This is a genomic window from Mesorhizobium sp. A623 (genome assembly GCF_054489405.1).
The window spans coordinates 1-13,742 of sequence record NZ_JBTMXB010000018.1 but is presented as its reverse complement, the minus strand read 5'-3'; the positions used below and the strand labels follow the sequence as shown (position 1 = coordinate 13,742).

Genomic DNA, 13,742 nt, shown 5'->3' with positions numbered 1-13,742 from the left:
AAAATGGAAGCGAGCAAAACCGATATACTGGCGTTCATCCCGAGAATGGAGGCTAGCAGGGCAAATCTTGTGGACGAACTGCTCTATGAATCTCGGGCGCAGATTGGTCGGGATGTTAAGGACAAGGACCCGGCAAGGTTAGACCAGATAACCGCTGAACTTGCGAACGTGCAGATCGCGATTGCGGCGCTCACGGAAGAGGCGGATCGCCGCGAATAAAATAGCGCCACGAGGCGGCTTCGGCAACCTCGTGGCAGCACCGACAATTAGGCGTTGACTTCGATTTCCGAGTCGCCTTTCCTTGTGGCCAGACACTACATCTAGTGCCAGTAACCTGACCTGCACGAAACTATCGATCCGTCAATCGCTACATCTTGTGTTTTCGACATAAATAAGACACATTGATTTGCTATCCTATTGTTAGATCGGGTTTTCTGATCGATTCGCGGGCGAATTGCCCGAGCACTGAGCGCCCGAAGGGCGGACTAAAGAAACCGGCAACCAGAGGGGCCGGAATGCATAAGGCCACAATGGCCGTCATCCTGGGGGGTGGCATCACAATTTAGGATTTTTGAGCCTGCCGGCATCTGCCGTGCGGGCCATTCGTGTTTCCGCAGTCTTGCGGGAAACCCCTCGACCAATTGGCGAGGGTATTAACGGGACCGGCATACCGCCTGAGAAACGACGCTGGTCTCATTTCCACAACCGTCCAGAAAGGACAAACCTTGAACGTTCATCACATCAAAGAACAGCGCGCTTCCAAAATTGCAGAAATGCAGGCGCTTGGCAATACCCCTGACGCAACGAAGTTCGATGCGTTGGAAACTGAAGTCCGAGCACTCGACGTCCAGATCAAGCGCGCCGCCACGTTGGCGGAATTCGAGCGCCAGGCGGAAGCCGAGCCGGACGCCAATGTCGAAAAGGAACTGCGCTCTTATAGTGTCGCGAAGGCCATCCGGGAATCCGCTGCCGGCAATCTGACCGGCGTCGAACGCGAACAGCATGACGAGCTTTCGCGTGGCAGGGAGTCGAGGGGCGTAATGGTGCCAACCTCGATGATCCTCGAAACTCGTGCCCAGACGGTCGGCACGCCCAGCGCAGGCGGTTATACCGTTGCCACCAACCTGGGCGGCATGATCGACCGGCTTCGTCCGGCAATGGCGATTCAGGGGCTTGGCGCAACCGTTATCGGCGGTCTTGTAGGCAACCTCGATCTGCCCCGCTTGACTGGCGGACCCTCGTCCTCATGGATCGCTGAAGATGGTACGTCGACCGCTTCCGACGCGACCTTCGACAAGATCAGCATGAGCCCGAAGACCGTCACCGGCGAAATGTATCTTTCTCGCCGCCTGGTGCTTCAGAACAGTGTCGCGCTCGAAGACGTGCTTCGCCGCGATCTGGGCTTTGTGCTGGCACAGGCTCTCGACTCTGCCGCGATCAAGGGCGGTGGCGTCAACGAGCCGAAGGGCATCACCAATAAGCTGGCGCAGGATGCTACGGCAGAGACGGAGATCACCGACATTGCCGCCGATCTGATCGCCGCGCTGGAGATCGATGACGTGACCGGCACGGCAGCCTTCCTGACCAATCCGAAGGTTATGGCGGCTGTCCGCAAGCTCAAGGATACTACCGACCGCAATATCTCTGTGGCCGACATCTTCCACCAGCAGGCGGTCGTGGCGACCAATCAGGTGGCGACCATCACCGGTACGCCCGACACCAACCCGATCATCTTCGGGCACTGGTCGGACCTGATCGTCGGATATTGGAGCGGCGTCGATATTCTCGCCAATCCCTACAGCGATGCCAACAAGGGCGGGCTCCGGCTCCATGCGTTCCTCGACGCGGATATCGCCATCCGTCACGACGAGTCGTTCGCCTGGAAGGCCATCTAACAATGACGGTCAGCCTTGTAGAGGCGAAGTCGCATTTGCGTGTCACGTTCGACACTGACGATGCGTACATCACTTCGCTGATCGAGGCGGCTTCGGCGTACATCAACGAGATCGGGGTGGCTTCGGCCTCCCCGGTTCCGGCGCCAGTCCGTCACGCCACGCTCCTCCTTATTTCGCATTGGTACAACGCGCGCGAAGCAGCCGGCGATACGCCGAGCCATGCCATCGCTTTTGGTGTCGATGCACTCTTGGCCCCCTATCGGGAGATCAATCTATGACCATTGAAAAACGCGCGGCGACAGAAGCCCGCGCAGAAGGAAGGAAGCTCGTCGGCTATGCCGCCGTCTTCAATCAAGAAACCCGGATCGCGGATTTCTCCGAGGTGATCCGCAAGGGCGCATTCTCTGCCAGTCTGGCGGCCGGCGACGACAAGCTGGCCCTTGTGGACCATGACACCGGCAAGGTGCTGGCCCGCACGAAATCAGGCACGCTTCGCCTACAGGAAGACGAGCGCGGCCTGCGGTTCGAGATCGACATGCCGGAAACCACACTCGGTCGCGATCTGCTTGCAATGGCATCTCGTGGCGATCTTGGCGGGGCCAGTTTTTCATTCTCCGTCCCGGAAGGCGGCGAGGCATGGAGCGGCGACAAGCGCGAACTGCGCAGCGTGAAGCTCCACGAGGTGTCGGTGGTCCAGTCGTTCCCGGCATATTCCGGCACGTCCGTTTCGGCGCGTTCGCGTCAGAACAGGACCGCAGCCGCCCGTCGCATCGCTCTGCTCGACCTGGAGGCTGCACGATGATCTGGCCATTTGGAAAGAAGGCCGAAACCCGCATCGCATCGTCAGATCCTTTTCTGGGGGAGTTCCTTGGCTCGCGATGGGTAGGACGTGCTGACATTGAGAAGGCCAGCGGCCATGCCGTTGCCGCTCGATGCATCGCGGCAATATCGGAAAGCTTGGCCGGCGTACCGCTCAAGGTCTATCGCAAGACGGACAGCGGCGGCCGTGAGGCGGCATCGGAGCATCCTCTATATGATGTGCTTCAGACCCAGACCTCGCCCTCGCTGACCGCCTTTGAGGCAAGGGAATGGTTGATCGCCTCGATCCTGACCTACGGCAATGGTTACGCCCGTATCGAGCGGAACGGACGCGGCCAGGTTATCGCCCTCCATCCCCTCGTGGCCGGATCGGTTACGGTCGAGATGCTGAAGACGGGCAGGCTCCGCTACAAGCACGCCTTGCCCGATGGCGGGACCGAAACGCTACTGCAAGAGGAATGTCTGCACCTCCGTTACCGGACGAAGGACGGCATTCTCGGTCAATCTCCAATCCAGATCGCAGCGGCGGCTTTCGGGCTGGCGCTGGCGCAGCAGGACACGGCTGGCGCGGCGGCCGAGAACAGCTTCAGGCCAGCGGGGGCGCTCGTGTTCCCGGACAAGCTGGCAGGGACTGGCAAGGAAGACGTGATCGCCAAGTTCAAGGAACGCTTCATCGGTTCCCTGAAGGCCAATGAAGTCCTGGTCCTCGACGGTGGGGCGAAATTCGAGCAGTTCAGCTTCAACGCCAAGGACAATGAATTCTTGGAATCCCGGAAGCTGTCAAACCTCGATATCTGCCGTGTGTTCGGAGTGCCGCCATCGGTCGCCGGCATCACGGACAACTCGACCTATTCCAACGCGGAACAGGAATCGCGGGCGCTCGTGGTCCGATGCCTCGCACCATGGGCGAAGCGGGTCGAACAGTCGATGAACGTGGCCCTGCTATCGCCAGAAGCCCGGAAGACGTTCTTTGTCGAGCATGACCTCAACGGGTTGCTTCGGGGCTCGCTGGCCGACCGTTACACGGCCTATCGGGTCGGGCGTGAGGGCGGCTGGCTCTCCAGCAACGAGATCAGGGGCTTCGAGAATATGAGCAAAATCGACGGGGGCGACAGCTACGTCGAGCCGCTCAACATGGGCCTTCTCGGAGCGAACGATAACAGGTCGAAGATCGAGGACGCGGCATGAGTAGCGCCCTCGAACTGAAACGCCAGCTTTCCGCGATGGACGAAACCGGATGGGCAATGATCGGCATGGATGACACAGGCCCCGGCTGGCTCCGGTATATGCGGGACGACGAGCATCCAAAATTCTTGCGCGAATATCGAGGTCTTCGCGACAAGCTCGTTGATGAGGAGGAGGAACCGAAATGGCTGCATTGACCACGGCTTCCGATCTACGTGAAGTCGCCGACTTCCAAAACTACATCGAGGTCGACGACGGTTTCGGCGGTACGAAACTGGAGTTCGCCACGATCTTCACCGCCCCGTGCCGCATCCGCACCTTGAAGGCTGGCGAGACAATCATCGCCAGCCGGCTTGCCGGTACTGCCACGCTGGTCTTGACCATCCGATGGCAACCCGCCGCTGCGGAAATCACACCGGCCTGGAAAGCCTTGAACGCCCGCAGCGGGGCAACCTACGAGATCAAAGCAGCGACGACCGACGAGCGGAAAGCATGGGTCGATCTGCTGGTGGAGGAAACAGTGACATGAACATCAAAATTTACAAAATTGGGTTTCGTCCTGACGCCGACTGGTCACGGAAAGCACCGGTAATTGCAGAAGCCGACGCGGCCGTTCCGGCCCTTGGAGTGACGTTCAAGGGCGTGCAGTTGGCTTGGAACTGGTCTCGGAAAAGCTTCGTTGCCTATCCGCCCGGCCGCGTGGGCAACGCCATCGGCGTCGACTGGACCGTAACGGGAGAGTTCGCCCGCGCTATGGCTGAGGCCATGGGTGCCGCCTACGTGACGGTAGGAGGCAAGGTTCCAGAACACCGACGCGGCCATGAGGGAAAGGGCGAGCCTGTCCGGCTGGACCATGTAACCGGCAAGCCTATCGGACCCGATCCGCTCGATGAGATCGGGCATCGGACATTCCCGGCAACGTGGACCGTCGAGCCGGCTGACGTGGCCGACGACCACGAGGCAGCGGAAGGCCTGCACCGAACCCTTGGCGTCGATGCCATCGCGGAGACGATGGAAAGGGCCGGCCTTTGACGGTTCAACCTCGTGGCCTGAGACGGGCGGCTGCGGCCGCCTATCTCGGGATCAGTCCAAGCCATTTCGACTCGCAGCGCAGGACCGGGGCAATCCCGGCTCCTCGCCCGATGTTCGGAGTTGAGCTTTATGACCGATACGATCTAGACTCTCTCTTCGACGGGAAGGCCATCGTGGCGAATAACGATAACCGAGAATTCTGGGATCGATGCTGCGACACCGCAAACCAAAATACGTAGAGACGATCAAAGACCGGCACGGCAAGGATCGGATATATTTCCGCCGTGCCGGTCAGTCTCGCGTTCCGCTGCCTGGGCCTCTCTATTGCGAGGCGTTCTGGACGGCTTACCATGCCGCGAAGGACGGAAAGCCGAAGGAGATCGGGACCGGCAACATCCAGGCCGGGACCGTCAAGGACGCGGTGCATCGTTTCTATCAGTCGCTCGAATTCAAGGCGCTGGCGAAGACGACACAGACGTCCTACAGCGGCACGCTCGATCGTTTCGTGCTGAAGTACGGCCCCGGCAAACTCGCGGGGCTCCTGCCAGTGGACATCAACCGCATCATGGAAACGATGGCGGATCGTCCCGGCGCGGCTGCGCATCTTCGGAAGCGGTTGAACCAGCTATTCGAGCATTCGGTCTCTATCGGCCTCATGGCCGAGAACCCGGTCAAGAAGTCCAGAAAGGTAAAATATCGGGCGAAGGGCTTCCGAACATGGTCAGAGAAGGACATCGCCGCATATCGCGAGTTCTGGACCCTGGGCACGCCGCAGCGCCTTGCGATGGAGATCCTGCTCTTTACCGGCCTTCGGCGGTCGGACGCTTGTCGCATCTCATGGGATCACGTCTCCGATGATCGTGTCATCACCATCACCACACAGAAGTCGGGCCATGAGACGGAGGTCTCGTTTCCGGTCCATCCTTATCTATGGGAGCTACTGAAAGACTGCCCCAAAGACGGGGTGACGTTCATCAGGACGATCTACAACAAGCCTCGATCAGAGAAGGCTTTTACAAACTGGCTTGGCGAGGCATCCACAAAAGCTGGGATCGAAGAACAGGCATCTGCGCACGGATTAAGGAAAGCGGCGTGCCGGCGACTCGCAGAGGCGGGCTGTAGCCCTCACCAGATAATGTCGATCACCGGGCATCGGAATCTGGAGGAGGTCATGACATACACCCGCGCCGTCGAGCAAAAAGCCATGGCTGTCGATGCTATTGCATCGATGAGAGAATAGGAAAACTGCTTAACCCATGTTATTGGTTAAGCGGAACACCCACCTAAACCACTGAAAAACAAGAGGTTCTTTATGAAACTGGTACGCCCAAGGGGAATCGAACCCCTGTTACCGCCGTGAAAGGGCGGTGTCCTGACCGCTAGACGATGGGCGCGCTCAGTTGAGATCGGCTTATAGTGACGTGAATGCAAACGGGCAAGCCATCAGGCAAGCTTGAATGGATTTTTTTCTTCATCGCCGAGATGCCCGGCGAAATGACGGAACGATTTCGGCCAATTGCCTTCGGCCGTGTAGGCCGAATCCGACGAAACAGCATTACCCCGCCTAGTTGCGGCGACGGCAGCGCCAGTTCCAGTCGCGCTCCGGGCCGACATCCACATGCACCGATTTGGTGTGGCAATAGGTTCCGACGCCGCCGCGGCCGGGCATGGCGCGCGCATAATTGGCAAGTTCCCACTTGCTGACGCCCGGAATCTGGATATCCGCAGCCGCGCAATACATGTGCAGGGAGTTTCTGGCGCCGTTGGCCCGGCGATTCCGGCTCGGATCGCGATAGCCCGAAGTAACGATCATCTTCTTGCCGTAGTGGCGTTCGATCGTTTTCAGGACGCGCACCAGCGATGGCTTGAGACACGCGACGTCGACGCCCTCCGTCTGCTTCAGAAGGCCATTCGGCGCCAGGCGCGCCAAGCCGGCTGCGGACGCCAGATGGTACAGGCCGGTGCCCTCGTCTTCATTGAGGTCAACGTCGCTTTCATCGTCGATGCCCGATTTGCGCTTTATCTCGAACAGCGCGGTTTGGCGCACGCCGGGCAGGGCGCCGTTCATGGAAGCGTGAACGATTTCATTGGTATTCACGATTGGCTCGTCGCCGGCATCGGCCGAGGCCAGCGTGATGACCGGCTTGACGGCTTCTCGAGCAGGGCTCGTTTCGACGATCGGTGCCGGCTTGGCATGCGCTTGCGAAGTACCAAACAGCGATGCGAAAAACCCTTTCTTCTTCGGCGCTGAAGTTTCCGGCTTGGGCATCTCGCTTGCTGTTGCATAGACCGGATCGTCCGTCGCCGCAGCAGGCTTTGGCTCTTGCGGCACGGGTTGCGAGGCGGCAATGTCTGCGCTCGTCGTTGCGGCGGGGGCCTTGGCGTCGGCTTCCAACGCCTGCGGCGTGCTCCCCGCGATCTCCACCGCGCTCGCCGGTGCGACTACCGGGAACCCGGCGCTGGGGTTCGTGGTCGGCAGATAAGCGACCTGGGCGGGTAATTCGGCATCGCCCTCGGCAGTCATGAGCGTCTGCGGGCTAAGGGTCTGCGTTGCAGCCGAATCGGCCGTTACGCCCGACGGATCGACAGAACCGGCAACGCCTTCCGCGTATCCGGGCATGGTAAACGAAGCGGAGGGATCTCCGGCAGAAGTGCAGGACGCCAGGAAAGCGGAAAACAGCGCGGCCGCGAGGGCATAAGCGCCTTTCCTCGCAATGTGCGATCCACCTGATTTCAAACCATAATTCCCCACTCGGTGCCGCTTTGCGGCGCGTGCTCAACTATTGAAGCGAAGTTCCCACGCAATTGAACGGCGAAGCTTGAGAGAGCTTCTGTGCCAAATTAGCAACCCCGGAAAATTATTGATGCCGGACGGCCCGATTGGGGTATTTGCCAGTTGACGTGCCCATTTCGACAGCTTTTGGCCAGCCGTCAACTCACCGCACATTACAGTGTGTTACACGCGCACCCGGACATAGGTGCCGGGTGCGTCGCCCAGCGTCGGGACATTCCGGCCGGGCGCACGCGCCGGAACACGCGTATTTTCTTTCTCTTCGATCCATTTTTGCCAGTGCGGCCACCACGAACCGGGGATTTCCGTGGCTTTTGCGACCCATTCATCGAAATCGCCAACCGGCTTGCCGCCGACGAAATGCTGGTACTTGTTGGCCGCAGGCGGGTTGATGACCCCGGCAATGTGGCCTGAGCCAGCCATCACATATTCGACGTCTCCACCAAAATACTGGCACCCGAGAAAGACCGAACGCGCCGGCGCGATATGATCTTCTTTGGCAGCCAGATTGTAGATCGGAATGGTGACGTTCGAGAGTGAAATCATGTGCCCCGCCAACTCCATCCGATCCTGCGACAGGTTGTTTTCGAGATAGCAATTGCGCAGGTAGAAGGAGTGATTGGCCGCCGCCATACGCGTCGAATCCGCATTCCAGTAAAGCAGGTCGAAGGGCAGGGGCTCCTTGCCGCGCATGTAGTTGTTGACGACATAGGGCCAGATCAGGTCGCCGGAGCGCAGCATGTTGAACGCCGTGGCCATCTTGGTGCCGTCGAGATAGCCCTTCTCGTTCATCGAACGTTCGACCGCGGCCACCTGGTCCTCGTCGACGAACACCTTGAGGTCGCCCGCATAGGTGAAGTCGACTTGCGTGGTAAACAGGGTGGCGGAACGGATACGGTGATCGCCTTCCTCCGCCAGAAGCGCCAGCGCCGCCGCCAGCAGCGTGCCGCCGACGCAATAGCCGATGGCATTGACCTCCCGCTCACCCGACGCTTTCTCCACGATATCGAGGCCGTACTGAAGCCCCTCGCGAATGTAGGCCTCCCAGTCCTTGGCGCCGTGGCGCTCGTCCGGGTTGATCCAGGAGACGACGAATACGGTATGGCCCTGCTCGATCGCCCAGCGGATGAAGGATTTCTGCGGGTTGAGATCGAGAATGTAGAATTTGTTGATCCAGGGCGGACAGATCAGCAGCGGACGCTTGAGCACGGTTTCGGTGGAGGGCGTGTACTGGATGATCTCGGCCACATCGCTGCGGCCGATCACCTTGCCCGGTGTCATGGCAAGGTTCCGGCCGATCTCGAAGGTCGAATAGTCCGCCTGCCGTAGTTTGAGGTCGCCTTTGCCCGCGGTTATGTCCTCGGCCAGCATCTTCATGCCGCGAACCAGGTTTGCACCGTTCGATGCAATGGTCTCGCGAAACAGTTCGGGATTGGTGAGGATGAAATTCGACGGCGAGATGGCGTTGGTAAGTTGCTTGACGTAGAAGCCTGCCTTGTGGCGCGCATGTTCGTCGAGGCCGTCGGCATGCTCGACGAGATCTGCCGCCCAACGCGAGGTGACGAGATAAGCCTGCTTGAGAAAATCGAAAAACGCGTTGCGGCCCCATTCGGGGTCCTGGAATCGCTTGTCTCCCCGATCGGGCTGTATCTCCGCGCCTTGATCCTCTTCGCCGGAACTGGCGCGCTGGACTGCATTCGCCCAGACGTTCATGTAGCCGGCAAAAAGACGCGTTTGTGCTTCCAGGGCGCGTTGCGGGTCGGACAGCCAGTATTCGCTAAGCTTGGAAAAGGTCTTGATCATATCGACCGCAGGCTCGGCCCCCTGGTCGCGCACCTCTCCTTTTTCACGCGGTTCGGCCCAAGCGGCGGCGGCCTTTCCGGCCTGCTCGATCATACGCGCCATGTTCAGCGCAAAGCGCTCCGGGTCCTTGACCAGATACTGCTCGACGGGCGATGTCTCGGTTTCGGTCGTCTTGTGCGGCTCGTTTGCTTTGGCCATAGGCTTGAGCAGTTCCTCCCGAGGCATTTTGCTGACATATTATCACGAGACGAATGCCCCGGTCCAATGCGCTTTAGCTCGATCGCCAAGGAACGAATATGACAAATACTATCGCGCAATCCGGTTTTTCCGGCGCTTCGGGCGTTTGCATCGTTGCCATGATGGCAGCGCTGCTGGCGCTGGGCGGCTGCGGCACCAGTTCGCCCGTCGAAAGTGCCGCTCCAATTTCTCAGGGCGCACGCGACACGGGCACCTATCCCAATTTGAACATCAAGCCGGAGGTCGCGGCACAACAATTCACCGATGCCGAAAAGACGGCCAAGCTCAGCCAGTTGCAGGCGGATCGGGCGAATGCGGCGGCCCTTCCCGGAACGACCACCGAAGCGTCAGATGCTGCGACACTCGACCATCTGGCCGCAACCCATGGGACCGATACGCTGAAGCAAATCGAAGGGAAGTGCGACCCCGCACTCGACCCGACATGCAAATAAGCTTATAGCGCGCACCGAAAAGCCGCTTGCGTTCGCCGGGATTTGTCATGGAAGAATTTCATAAGGTTCGCCGCCTGCCGCCCTACGTCTTCGAGCAGGTCAACCGGCTGAAGGCGAGCGCCCGCGCCAAAGGCGCCGATATCATCGATCTCGGCATGGGCAATCCGGACCTGCCGACGCCCAAGGCCATTGTCGACAAATTATGTGAGGTCGTGCGTGATCCGCGCACGCACCGCTATTCGTCGTCGCGGGGGATTCCGGGCCTGCGTCGTGCACAGGCTGGCTATTATGCCCGGCGCTTCGGCGTAAAACTCGACCCCGACACGCAAATCGTCGCGACACTGGGCTCCAAAGAGGGATTCGCCAACATGGCGCAGGCGATCACCGCGCCGGGCGACGTGATCTTGTGCCCGAACCCGACCTATCCGATCCATGCCTTCGGTTTCATCATGTCGGGCGGCGTCATCCGGTCGATGCAGGTCGAGCCGGACAACAATTTCATCCCGGCGCTCGAGCGCGGCATGCGCCATTCCATCCCAAAACCCTTGGCGCTCATCCTCAACTACCCTTCGAACCCGACGGCGCAGGTTGCCTCGCTTGATTTCTACAAGGACGTGGTGGCGTTCGCGAGGAAGAACGACCTCATCATCCTGTCCGATCTCGCCTATTCGGAAATCTATTTCGACGGCAATCCGCCGCCTTCCGTGCTGCAGGTGCCGGGCGCCGTCGATGTGGCGGTCGAATTCACCTCCATGTCGAAGACCTTCTCCATGCCGGGTTGGCGGATGGGTTTTGCTGTCGGCAACGAGCGCCTCATCTCGGCTCTTACCCGCGTCAAATCCTATCTGGATTACGGTGCGTTTACGCCGATCCAGGTTGCCGCGTCGGCAGCACTTAATGGTGACGGTACCGATATCGAGGAAGTACGCACCGTCTATCACAAGCGCCGCGATGTCATGGTCGATGCGTTCGGCCGTGCCGGCTGGACCATTCCAGCACCTGCCGCTTCAATGTTCGCCTGGGCGCCGATACCCGAGGCGTTCCGCCATCTCGGCTCGCTGGAGTTCTCCAAACTCCTGATCGAGCACGCCGATGTCGCGGTTGCGCCCGGCATCGGCTTCGGCGAGCACGGCGACGACTTCGTGCGTCTGGCGCTGGTCGAAAACGAGCACCGTATCCGGCAGGCGGCACGAAGCATCAAGCGTTTCCTGTCGACCAGGGCAGGCGAGCCGGACAACGTCGTTTCGCTTTCGGCCCATCGCTGAATGTCGCATCGTAAAGCATAGCATCAATTGATTTCGAGGGGCGCCGCAGACCATGGCTGAAGCATTGCGTGTGGGAATTGCCGGTCTGGGCACTGTTGGCGCCTCCGTAGCGCGCGTGCTGCGCGACAAGGCGGCGGAGCTGACGCGTCAATGCGGCCGCGATATTGTCATTTCGGCGATATCGGCCCGCGACGCCAAGCGCGACCGGGGCGTGGACCTCAGCGCCGTCAAGTGGTTCGACGATCCGGTCGAATTGGCGGAAAAGGCCGATATCGACGTGTTTGTCGAATTGATCGGCGGGGAAGAGGGACCTGCGCGTGCGTGCGTCAGGGCGGCGCTGGAAGCCGGCCGGCACGTCGTTACCGCCAACAAGGCGCTGCTTGCCAAGCATGGTGTGGCGCTAGCCGAAATTGCGGAAAAGAAAGGCGTGCTGCTCAATTACGAAGCTGCCGTCGCCGGTGGAATTCCCGTCATCAAGACCATGCGCGAGGCAATGGCAGGCAACAGCGTCTCGCGTGTGTTCGGCATCCTCAATGGCACATGCAACTATATCCTGACGCGCATGGAGGCCGAAGGCCTGTCCTTCGAGGACTGCCTGAAAGACGCGCAGCGGCTCGGCTATGCCGAATCCGATCCAACCTTCGACATCGAGGGGAACGACACGGCGCACAAGCTGGCCATCCTGACCAGTCTTGCCTTCGGTACGAAGATTGCCGCCGACAGCATCTATCTTGAGGGCATATCCAATATCACGCAGGCTGACATCCGCGCGGCAGGCGAACTGGGCTATCGGATAAAGCTGCTCGGCGTCGCCCAGCGCACGGAAAGCGGTATCGAGCAGCGTGTCCATCCAACCATGGTGCCGACCGCATCCGTGATCGCGCAGGTCAACGGCGTCACCAACGCTGTCGCCATCGAGACCGACATTCTAGGCGAATTGCTGCTATCTGGCCCCGGCGCGGGTGGAAACGCTACCGCATCGGCAGTCATCGGCGACATCGCCGATATTGCCAAAAGCCGCCCTGGCTTCCAGCACGGGCCAGTATTCGGCCGTCCGGCAAAGGAATTGACGCCGTATAAAAAGGCGCAGATGCGGGCCCATGCGGGCGGATATTTCATCCGGCTGACGGTGCACGATCGCATCGGCGTCTTCGCGGCAATCGCCAAGCGCATGGCCGACAGCGACATTTCGCTGGAATCCATCGTCCAGCACGCCACGGGTTTGCAGACGCCGCAGCAAAAGACCGTCATCCTCGTCACCCACGAAACGACGGAGTCTGCGGTGCGGAAGGCCGTTGACGGTGTCACCAGGGACGGTCACTTGACCTCGAAGCCGCAGGTCATCCGCATCGAACGGGCCGGCTAGGCTCGTTGCGTCGAACCGCCCGCGGCTGAGGCTTCGGAGAAACACGTTCGGAACTTTTTGACGGACCCAGCCGTTACCCGCCTTGATTGAAGCACCATCAAGGAGGGACACATGGCTGCAAGTCTTCTGATCAGTATTCTCATTACGTTTCTTGTAATCGTTCTCGTACTCTATCTCGTCCAGAGACTGCCGATCGACGGGCGCACGCGCCAGATCGTGCAGGTGGTCATCATCATCATCGGCATCATTTCGCTGCTGAAATACCTCTCTGTTTTCTAGGCCTTCGGACAGCGGATCGCGGGCATAGCAGCATTATGTCTGCCACAATCTCATACATAAGGAATTACCCATGGCTGATACTCCCAAGGCAGAAGACATCCAGGATGCGATGAAGAAGCAGATTGCCGATCTTCGCCGCGAGATGAACAAGATCAACAAGACGCTGGCAGCGCGTGCCGAAGACGTCGCGGAACAGGCCTCGGGCTGGTACGACAGCGCATCCGATGGCGCGTCGCGCGCCGCCAGCCAGTTGCGGGCCAAGGCCCAGACGGTTTCCGAGACGGTTCAGGAAAACCCCGGCACGGTCTCGACGGCTTTGGCGCTTGGCGGCGCTATCGGGTTTGTTCTCGGCATGCTTGTCGCGCAATCTTCGGGTTCCAGCAGCCGCCGCTGGTATTGAGCCCGGTTCGCTTTTCCTGCCAACGGCGCCCTTGTGGCGCCGTTCTGGCCTGTTAAGTAGTTGATTTTGCTAGGTATACTGTTCGTTACCATAACGCCAAACATAAAGCCCACCGGCTTGGTGGGCCAGTGTGACCTGAGTCCCGTGTTTCCTCCAGCCTATTGGAGAATCCGGAGATTGATTTGTGGCGTCATGCGGCCTGCTTTTCCAGCGCCATT

At 59.9% G+C, this 13,742-nt stretch carries 16 protein-coding genes and 1 tRNA gene; 14 read left to right on the top strand and 3 right to left on the bottom strand.

Going from position 1 to position 13,742, the window contains the following annotated elements:
• Nucleotides 1-3: 3 nt before the first annotated feature.
• The 9 genes from ACX3P1_RS17910 to ACX3P1_RS17870 all read left to right on the top strand — a co-directional run bounded on the left by ACX3P1_RS17910 (nt 4) and on the right by ACX3P1_RS17870 (nt 6,171).
• Entirely contained in the window at nt 4-219 is a 216-nt protein-coding gene (locus ACX3P1_RS17910) for a hypothetical protein (RefSeq protein WP_459080966.1), read from the top strand.
• A gap of 506 nt (nt 220-725) precedes the next feature.
• A complete protein-coding gene (locus tag ACX3P1_RS17905; RefSeq protein WP_459080965.1) occupies nt 726-1,895 on the top strand; it encodes a phage major capsid protein in 1,170 nt (389 codons plus the stop codon).
• A 2-nt stretch (nt 1,896-1,897) separates the two neighbouring features.
• Complete coding sequence (locus ACX3P1_RS17900) at nt 1,898-2,173, top strand: head-tail connector protein (RefSeq protein WP_459080964.1); 276 nt, start codon at nt 1,898-1,900, stop codon at nt 2,171-2,173.
• Nucleotides 2,170-2,697 carry an HK97 family phage prohead protease gene (locus ACX3P1_RS17895; RefSeq protein ID WP_459080963.1) on the top strand — a complete coding sequence of 176 codons (528 nt, stop codon included), beginning with the start codon at nt 2,170-2,172 and terminating at the stop codon, nt 2,695-2,697. Before ACX3P1_RS17900 ends, ACX3P1_RS17895 begins: the two co-directional genes overlap by 4 nt.
• Nucleotides 2,694-3,902 carry a phage portal protein gene (locus tag ACX3P1_RS17890; protein WP_459080962.1) on the top strand — a complete coding sequence of 403 codons (1,209 nt, stop codon included), beginning with the start codon at nt 2,694-2,696 and terminating at the stop codon, nt 3,900-3,902. The genes ACX3P1_RS17895 and ACX3P1_RS17890 overlap by 4 nt, the downstream gene beginning before the upstream one ends.
• Nucleotides 3,899-4,096, top strand: a complete 198-nt coding sequence (locus tag ACX3P1_RS17885) for a hypothetical protein (protein ID WP_459080961.1) — start codon at nt 3,899-3,901, stop codon at nt 4,094-4,096. The genes ACX3P1_RS17890 and ACX3P1_RS17885 overlap by 4 nt, the downstream gene beginning before the upstream one ends.
• Nucleotides 4,084-4,428, top strand: a complete 345-nt coding sequence (locus ACX3P1_RS17880) for a head-tail adaptor protein (protein WP_459080960.1) — start codon at nt 4,084-4,086, stop codon at nt 4,426-4,428. The genes ACX3P1_RS17885 and ACX3P1_RS17880 overlap by 13 nt, the downstream gene beginning before the upstream one ends.
• Nucleotides 4,425-4,931, top strand: coding sequence for a hypothetical protein (locus ACX3P1_RS17875; protein WP_459080958.1), 507 nt, complete (start codon nt 4,425-4,427; stop codon nt 4,929-4,931). Before ACX3P1_RS17880 ends, ACX3P1_RS17875 begins: the two co-directional genes overlap by 4 nt.
• A 421-nt stretch (nt 4,932-5,352) precedes the next feature.
• A complete protein-coding gene (locus tag ACX3P1_RS17870; protein WP_459080957.1) occupies nt 5,353-6,171 on the top strand; it encodes a tyrosine-type recombinase/integrase in 819 nt (272 codons plus the stop codon).
• Between the two features lie 79 nt (nt 6,172-6,250).
• On the opposite strand, the gene ACX3P1_RS17865 is transcribed toward ACX3P1_RS17870, so the two are convergent.
• The 3 genes from ACX3P1_RS17865 to ACX3P1_RS17855 all read right to left on the bottom strand — a co-directional run bounded on the left by ACX3P1_RS17865 (nt 6,251) and on the right by ACX3P1_RS17855 (nt 9,723).
• Nucleotides 6,251-6,325, bottom strand: a tRNA-Glu gene (locus ACX3P1_RS17865).
• 170 nt (nt 6,326-6,495) lie between these two features.
• Entirely contained in the window at nt 6,496-7,668 is a 1,173-nt protein-coding gene (locus ACX3P1_RS17860) for a YcbK family protein (protein ID WP_459080956.1), read from the bottom strand.
• A gap of 219 nt (nt 7,669-7,887) precedes the next feature.
• The gene (locus ACX3P1_RS17855) at nt 7,888-9,723 is read right to left on the bottom strand and encodes a PHA/PHB synthase family protein (RefSeq protein ID WP_459080955.1); all 1,836 of its coding nucleotides are present in this window, start codon (nt 9,721-9,723) and stop codon (nt 7,888-7,890) included.
• 98 nt (nt 9,724-9,821) lie between these two features.
• Between ACX3P1_RS17855 and ACX3P1_RS17850 the strand changes: the two genes are divergently transcribed.
• The 5 genes from ACX3P1_RS17850 to ACX3P1_RS17830 all read left to right on the top strand — a co-directional run bounded on the left by ACX3P1_RS17850 (nt 9,822) and on the right by ACX3P1_RS17830 (nt 13,524).
• Nucleotides 9,822-10,214 (top strand): hypothetical protein, encoded by a 393-nt coding sequence (locus ACX3P1_RS17850; protein ID WP_459080954.1) that lies wholly within the window; start codon nt 9,822-9,824, stop codon nt 10,212-10,214.
• Nucleotides 10,215-10,261: 47 nt separating this feature from the next.
• Nucleotides 10,262-11,479, top strand: coding sequence for an LL-diaminopimelate aminotransferase (locus ACX3P1_RS17845; protein ID WP_459080953.1), 1,218 nt, complete (start codon nt 10,262-10,264; stop codon nt 11,477-11,479).
• A 52-nt stretch (nt 11,480-11,531) separates the two neighbouring features.
• Complete coding sequence (locus ACX3P1_RS17840) at nt 11,532-12,845, top strand: homoserine dehydrogenase (RefSeq protein WP_459080952.1); 1,314 nt, start codon at nt 11,532-11,534, stop codon at nt 12,843-12,845.
• Between the two features lie 111 nt (nt 12,846-12,956).
• Nucleotides 12,957-13,124 (top strand): Thivi_2564 family membrane protein, encoded by a 168-nt coding sequence (locus ACX3P1_RS17835; protein ID WP_459080951.1) that lies wholly within the window; start codon nt 12,957-12,959, stop codon nt 13,122-13,124.
• A gap of 70 nt (nt 13,125-13,194) precedes the next feature.
• The gene (locus ACX3P1_RS17830; RefSeq protein ID WP_459080950.1) at nt 13,195-13,524 is read left to right on the top strand and encodes a hypothetical protein; all 330 of its coding nucleotides are present in this window, start codon (nt 13,195-13,197) and stop codon (nt 13,522-13,524) included.
• Nucleotides 13,525-13,742: the final 218 nt, after the last annotated feature.

What these genes read in the sequence shown, in the direction of transcription:
- ACX3P1_RS17910 (WP_459080966.1), top strand. Translation starts at nt 4, where the DNA reads ATGGAAGCGAGCAAAACCGATATACTGGCGTTCATCCCGAGAATGGAG.
- ACX3P1_RS17900 (WP_459080964.1), top strand. Translation starts at nt 1,898, where the DNA reads ATGACGGTCAGCCTTGTAGAGGCGAAGTCGCATTTGCGTGTCACGTTC.
- ACX3P1_RS17895 (WP_459080963.1), top strand. Translation starts at nt 2,170, where the DNA reads ATGACCATTGAAAAACGCGCGGCGACAGAAGCCCGCGCAGAAGGAAGG.
- ACX3P1_RS17890 (WP_459080962.1), top strand. Translation starts at nt 2,694, where the DNA reads ATGATCTGGCCATTTGGAAAGAAGGCCGAAACCCGCATCGCATCGTCA.
- ACX3P1_RS17885 (WP_459080961.1), top strand. Translation starts at nt 3,899, where the DNA reads ATGAGTAGCGCCCTCGAACTGAAACGCCAGCTTTCCGCGATGGACGAA.
- ACX3P1_RS17880 (WP_459080960.1), top strand. Translation starts at nt 4,084, where the DNA reads ATGGCTGCATTGACCACGGCTTCCGATCTACGTGAAGTCGCCGACTTC.
- ACX3P1_RS17875 (WP_459080958.1), top strand. Translation starts at nt 4,425, where the DNA reads ATGAACATCAAAATTTACAAAATTGGGTTTCGTCCTGACGCCGACTGG.
- ACX3P1_RS17855 (WP_459080955.1), bottom strand. Translation starts at nt 9,723, where the DNA reads ATGGCCAAAGCAAACGAGCCGCACAAGACGACCGAAACCGAGACATCG.
- ACX3P1_RS17850 (WP_459080954.1), top strand. Translation starts at nt 9,822, where the DNA reads ATGACAAATACTATCGCGCAATCCGGTTTTTCCGGCGCTTCGGGCGTT.
- ACX3P1_RS17845 (WP_459080953.1), top strand. Translation starts at nt 10,262, where the DNA reads ATGGAAGAATTTCATAAGGTTCGCCGCCTGCCGCCCTACGTCTTCGAG.
- ACX3P1_RS17840 (WP_459080952.1), top strand. Translation starts at nt 11,532, where the DNA reads ATGGCTGAAGCATTGCGTGTGGGAATTGCCGGTCTGGGCACTGTTGGC.
- ACX3P1_RS17835 (WP_459080951.1), top strand. Translation starts at nt 12,957, where the DNA reads ATGGCTGCAAGTCTTCTGATCAGTATTCTCATTACGTTTCTTGTAATC.
- ACX3P1_RS17830 (WP_459080950.1), top strand. Translation starts at nt 13,195, where the DNA reads ATGGCTGATACTCCCAAGGCAGAAGACATCCAGGATGCGATGAAGAAG.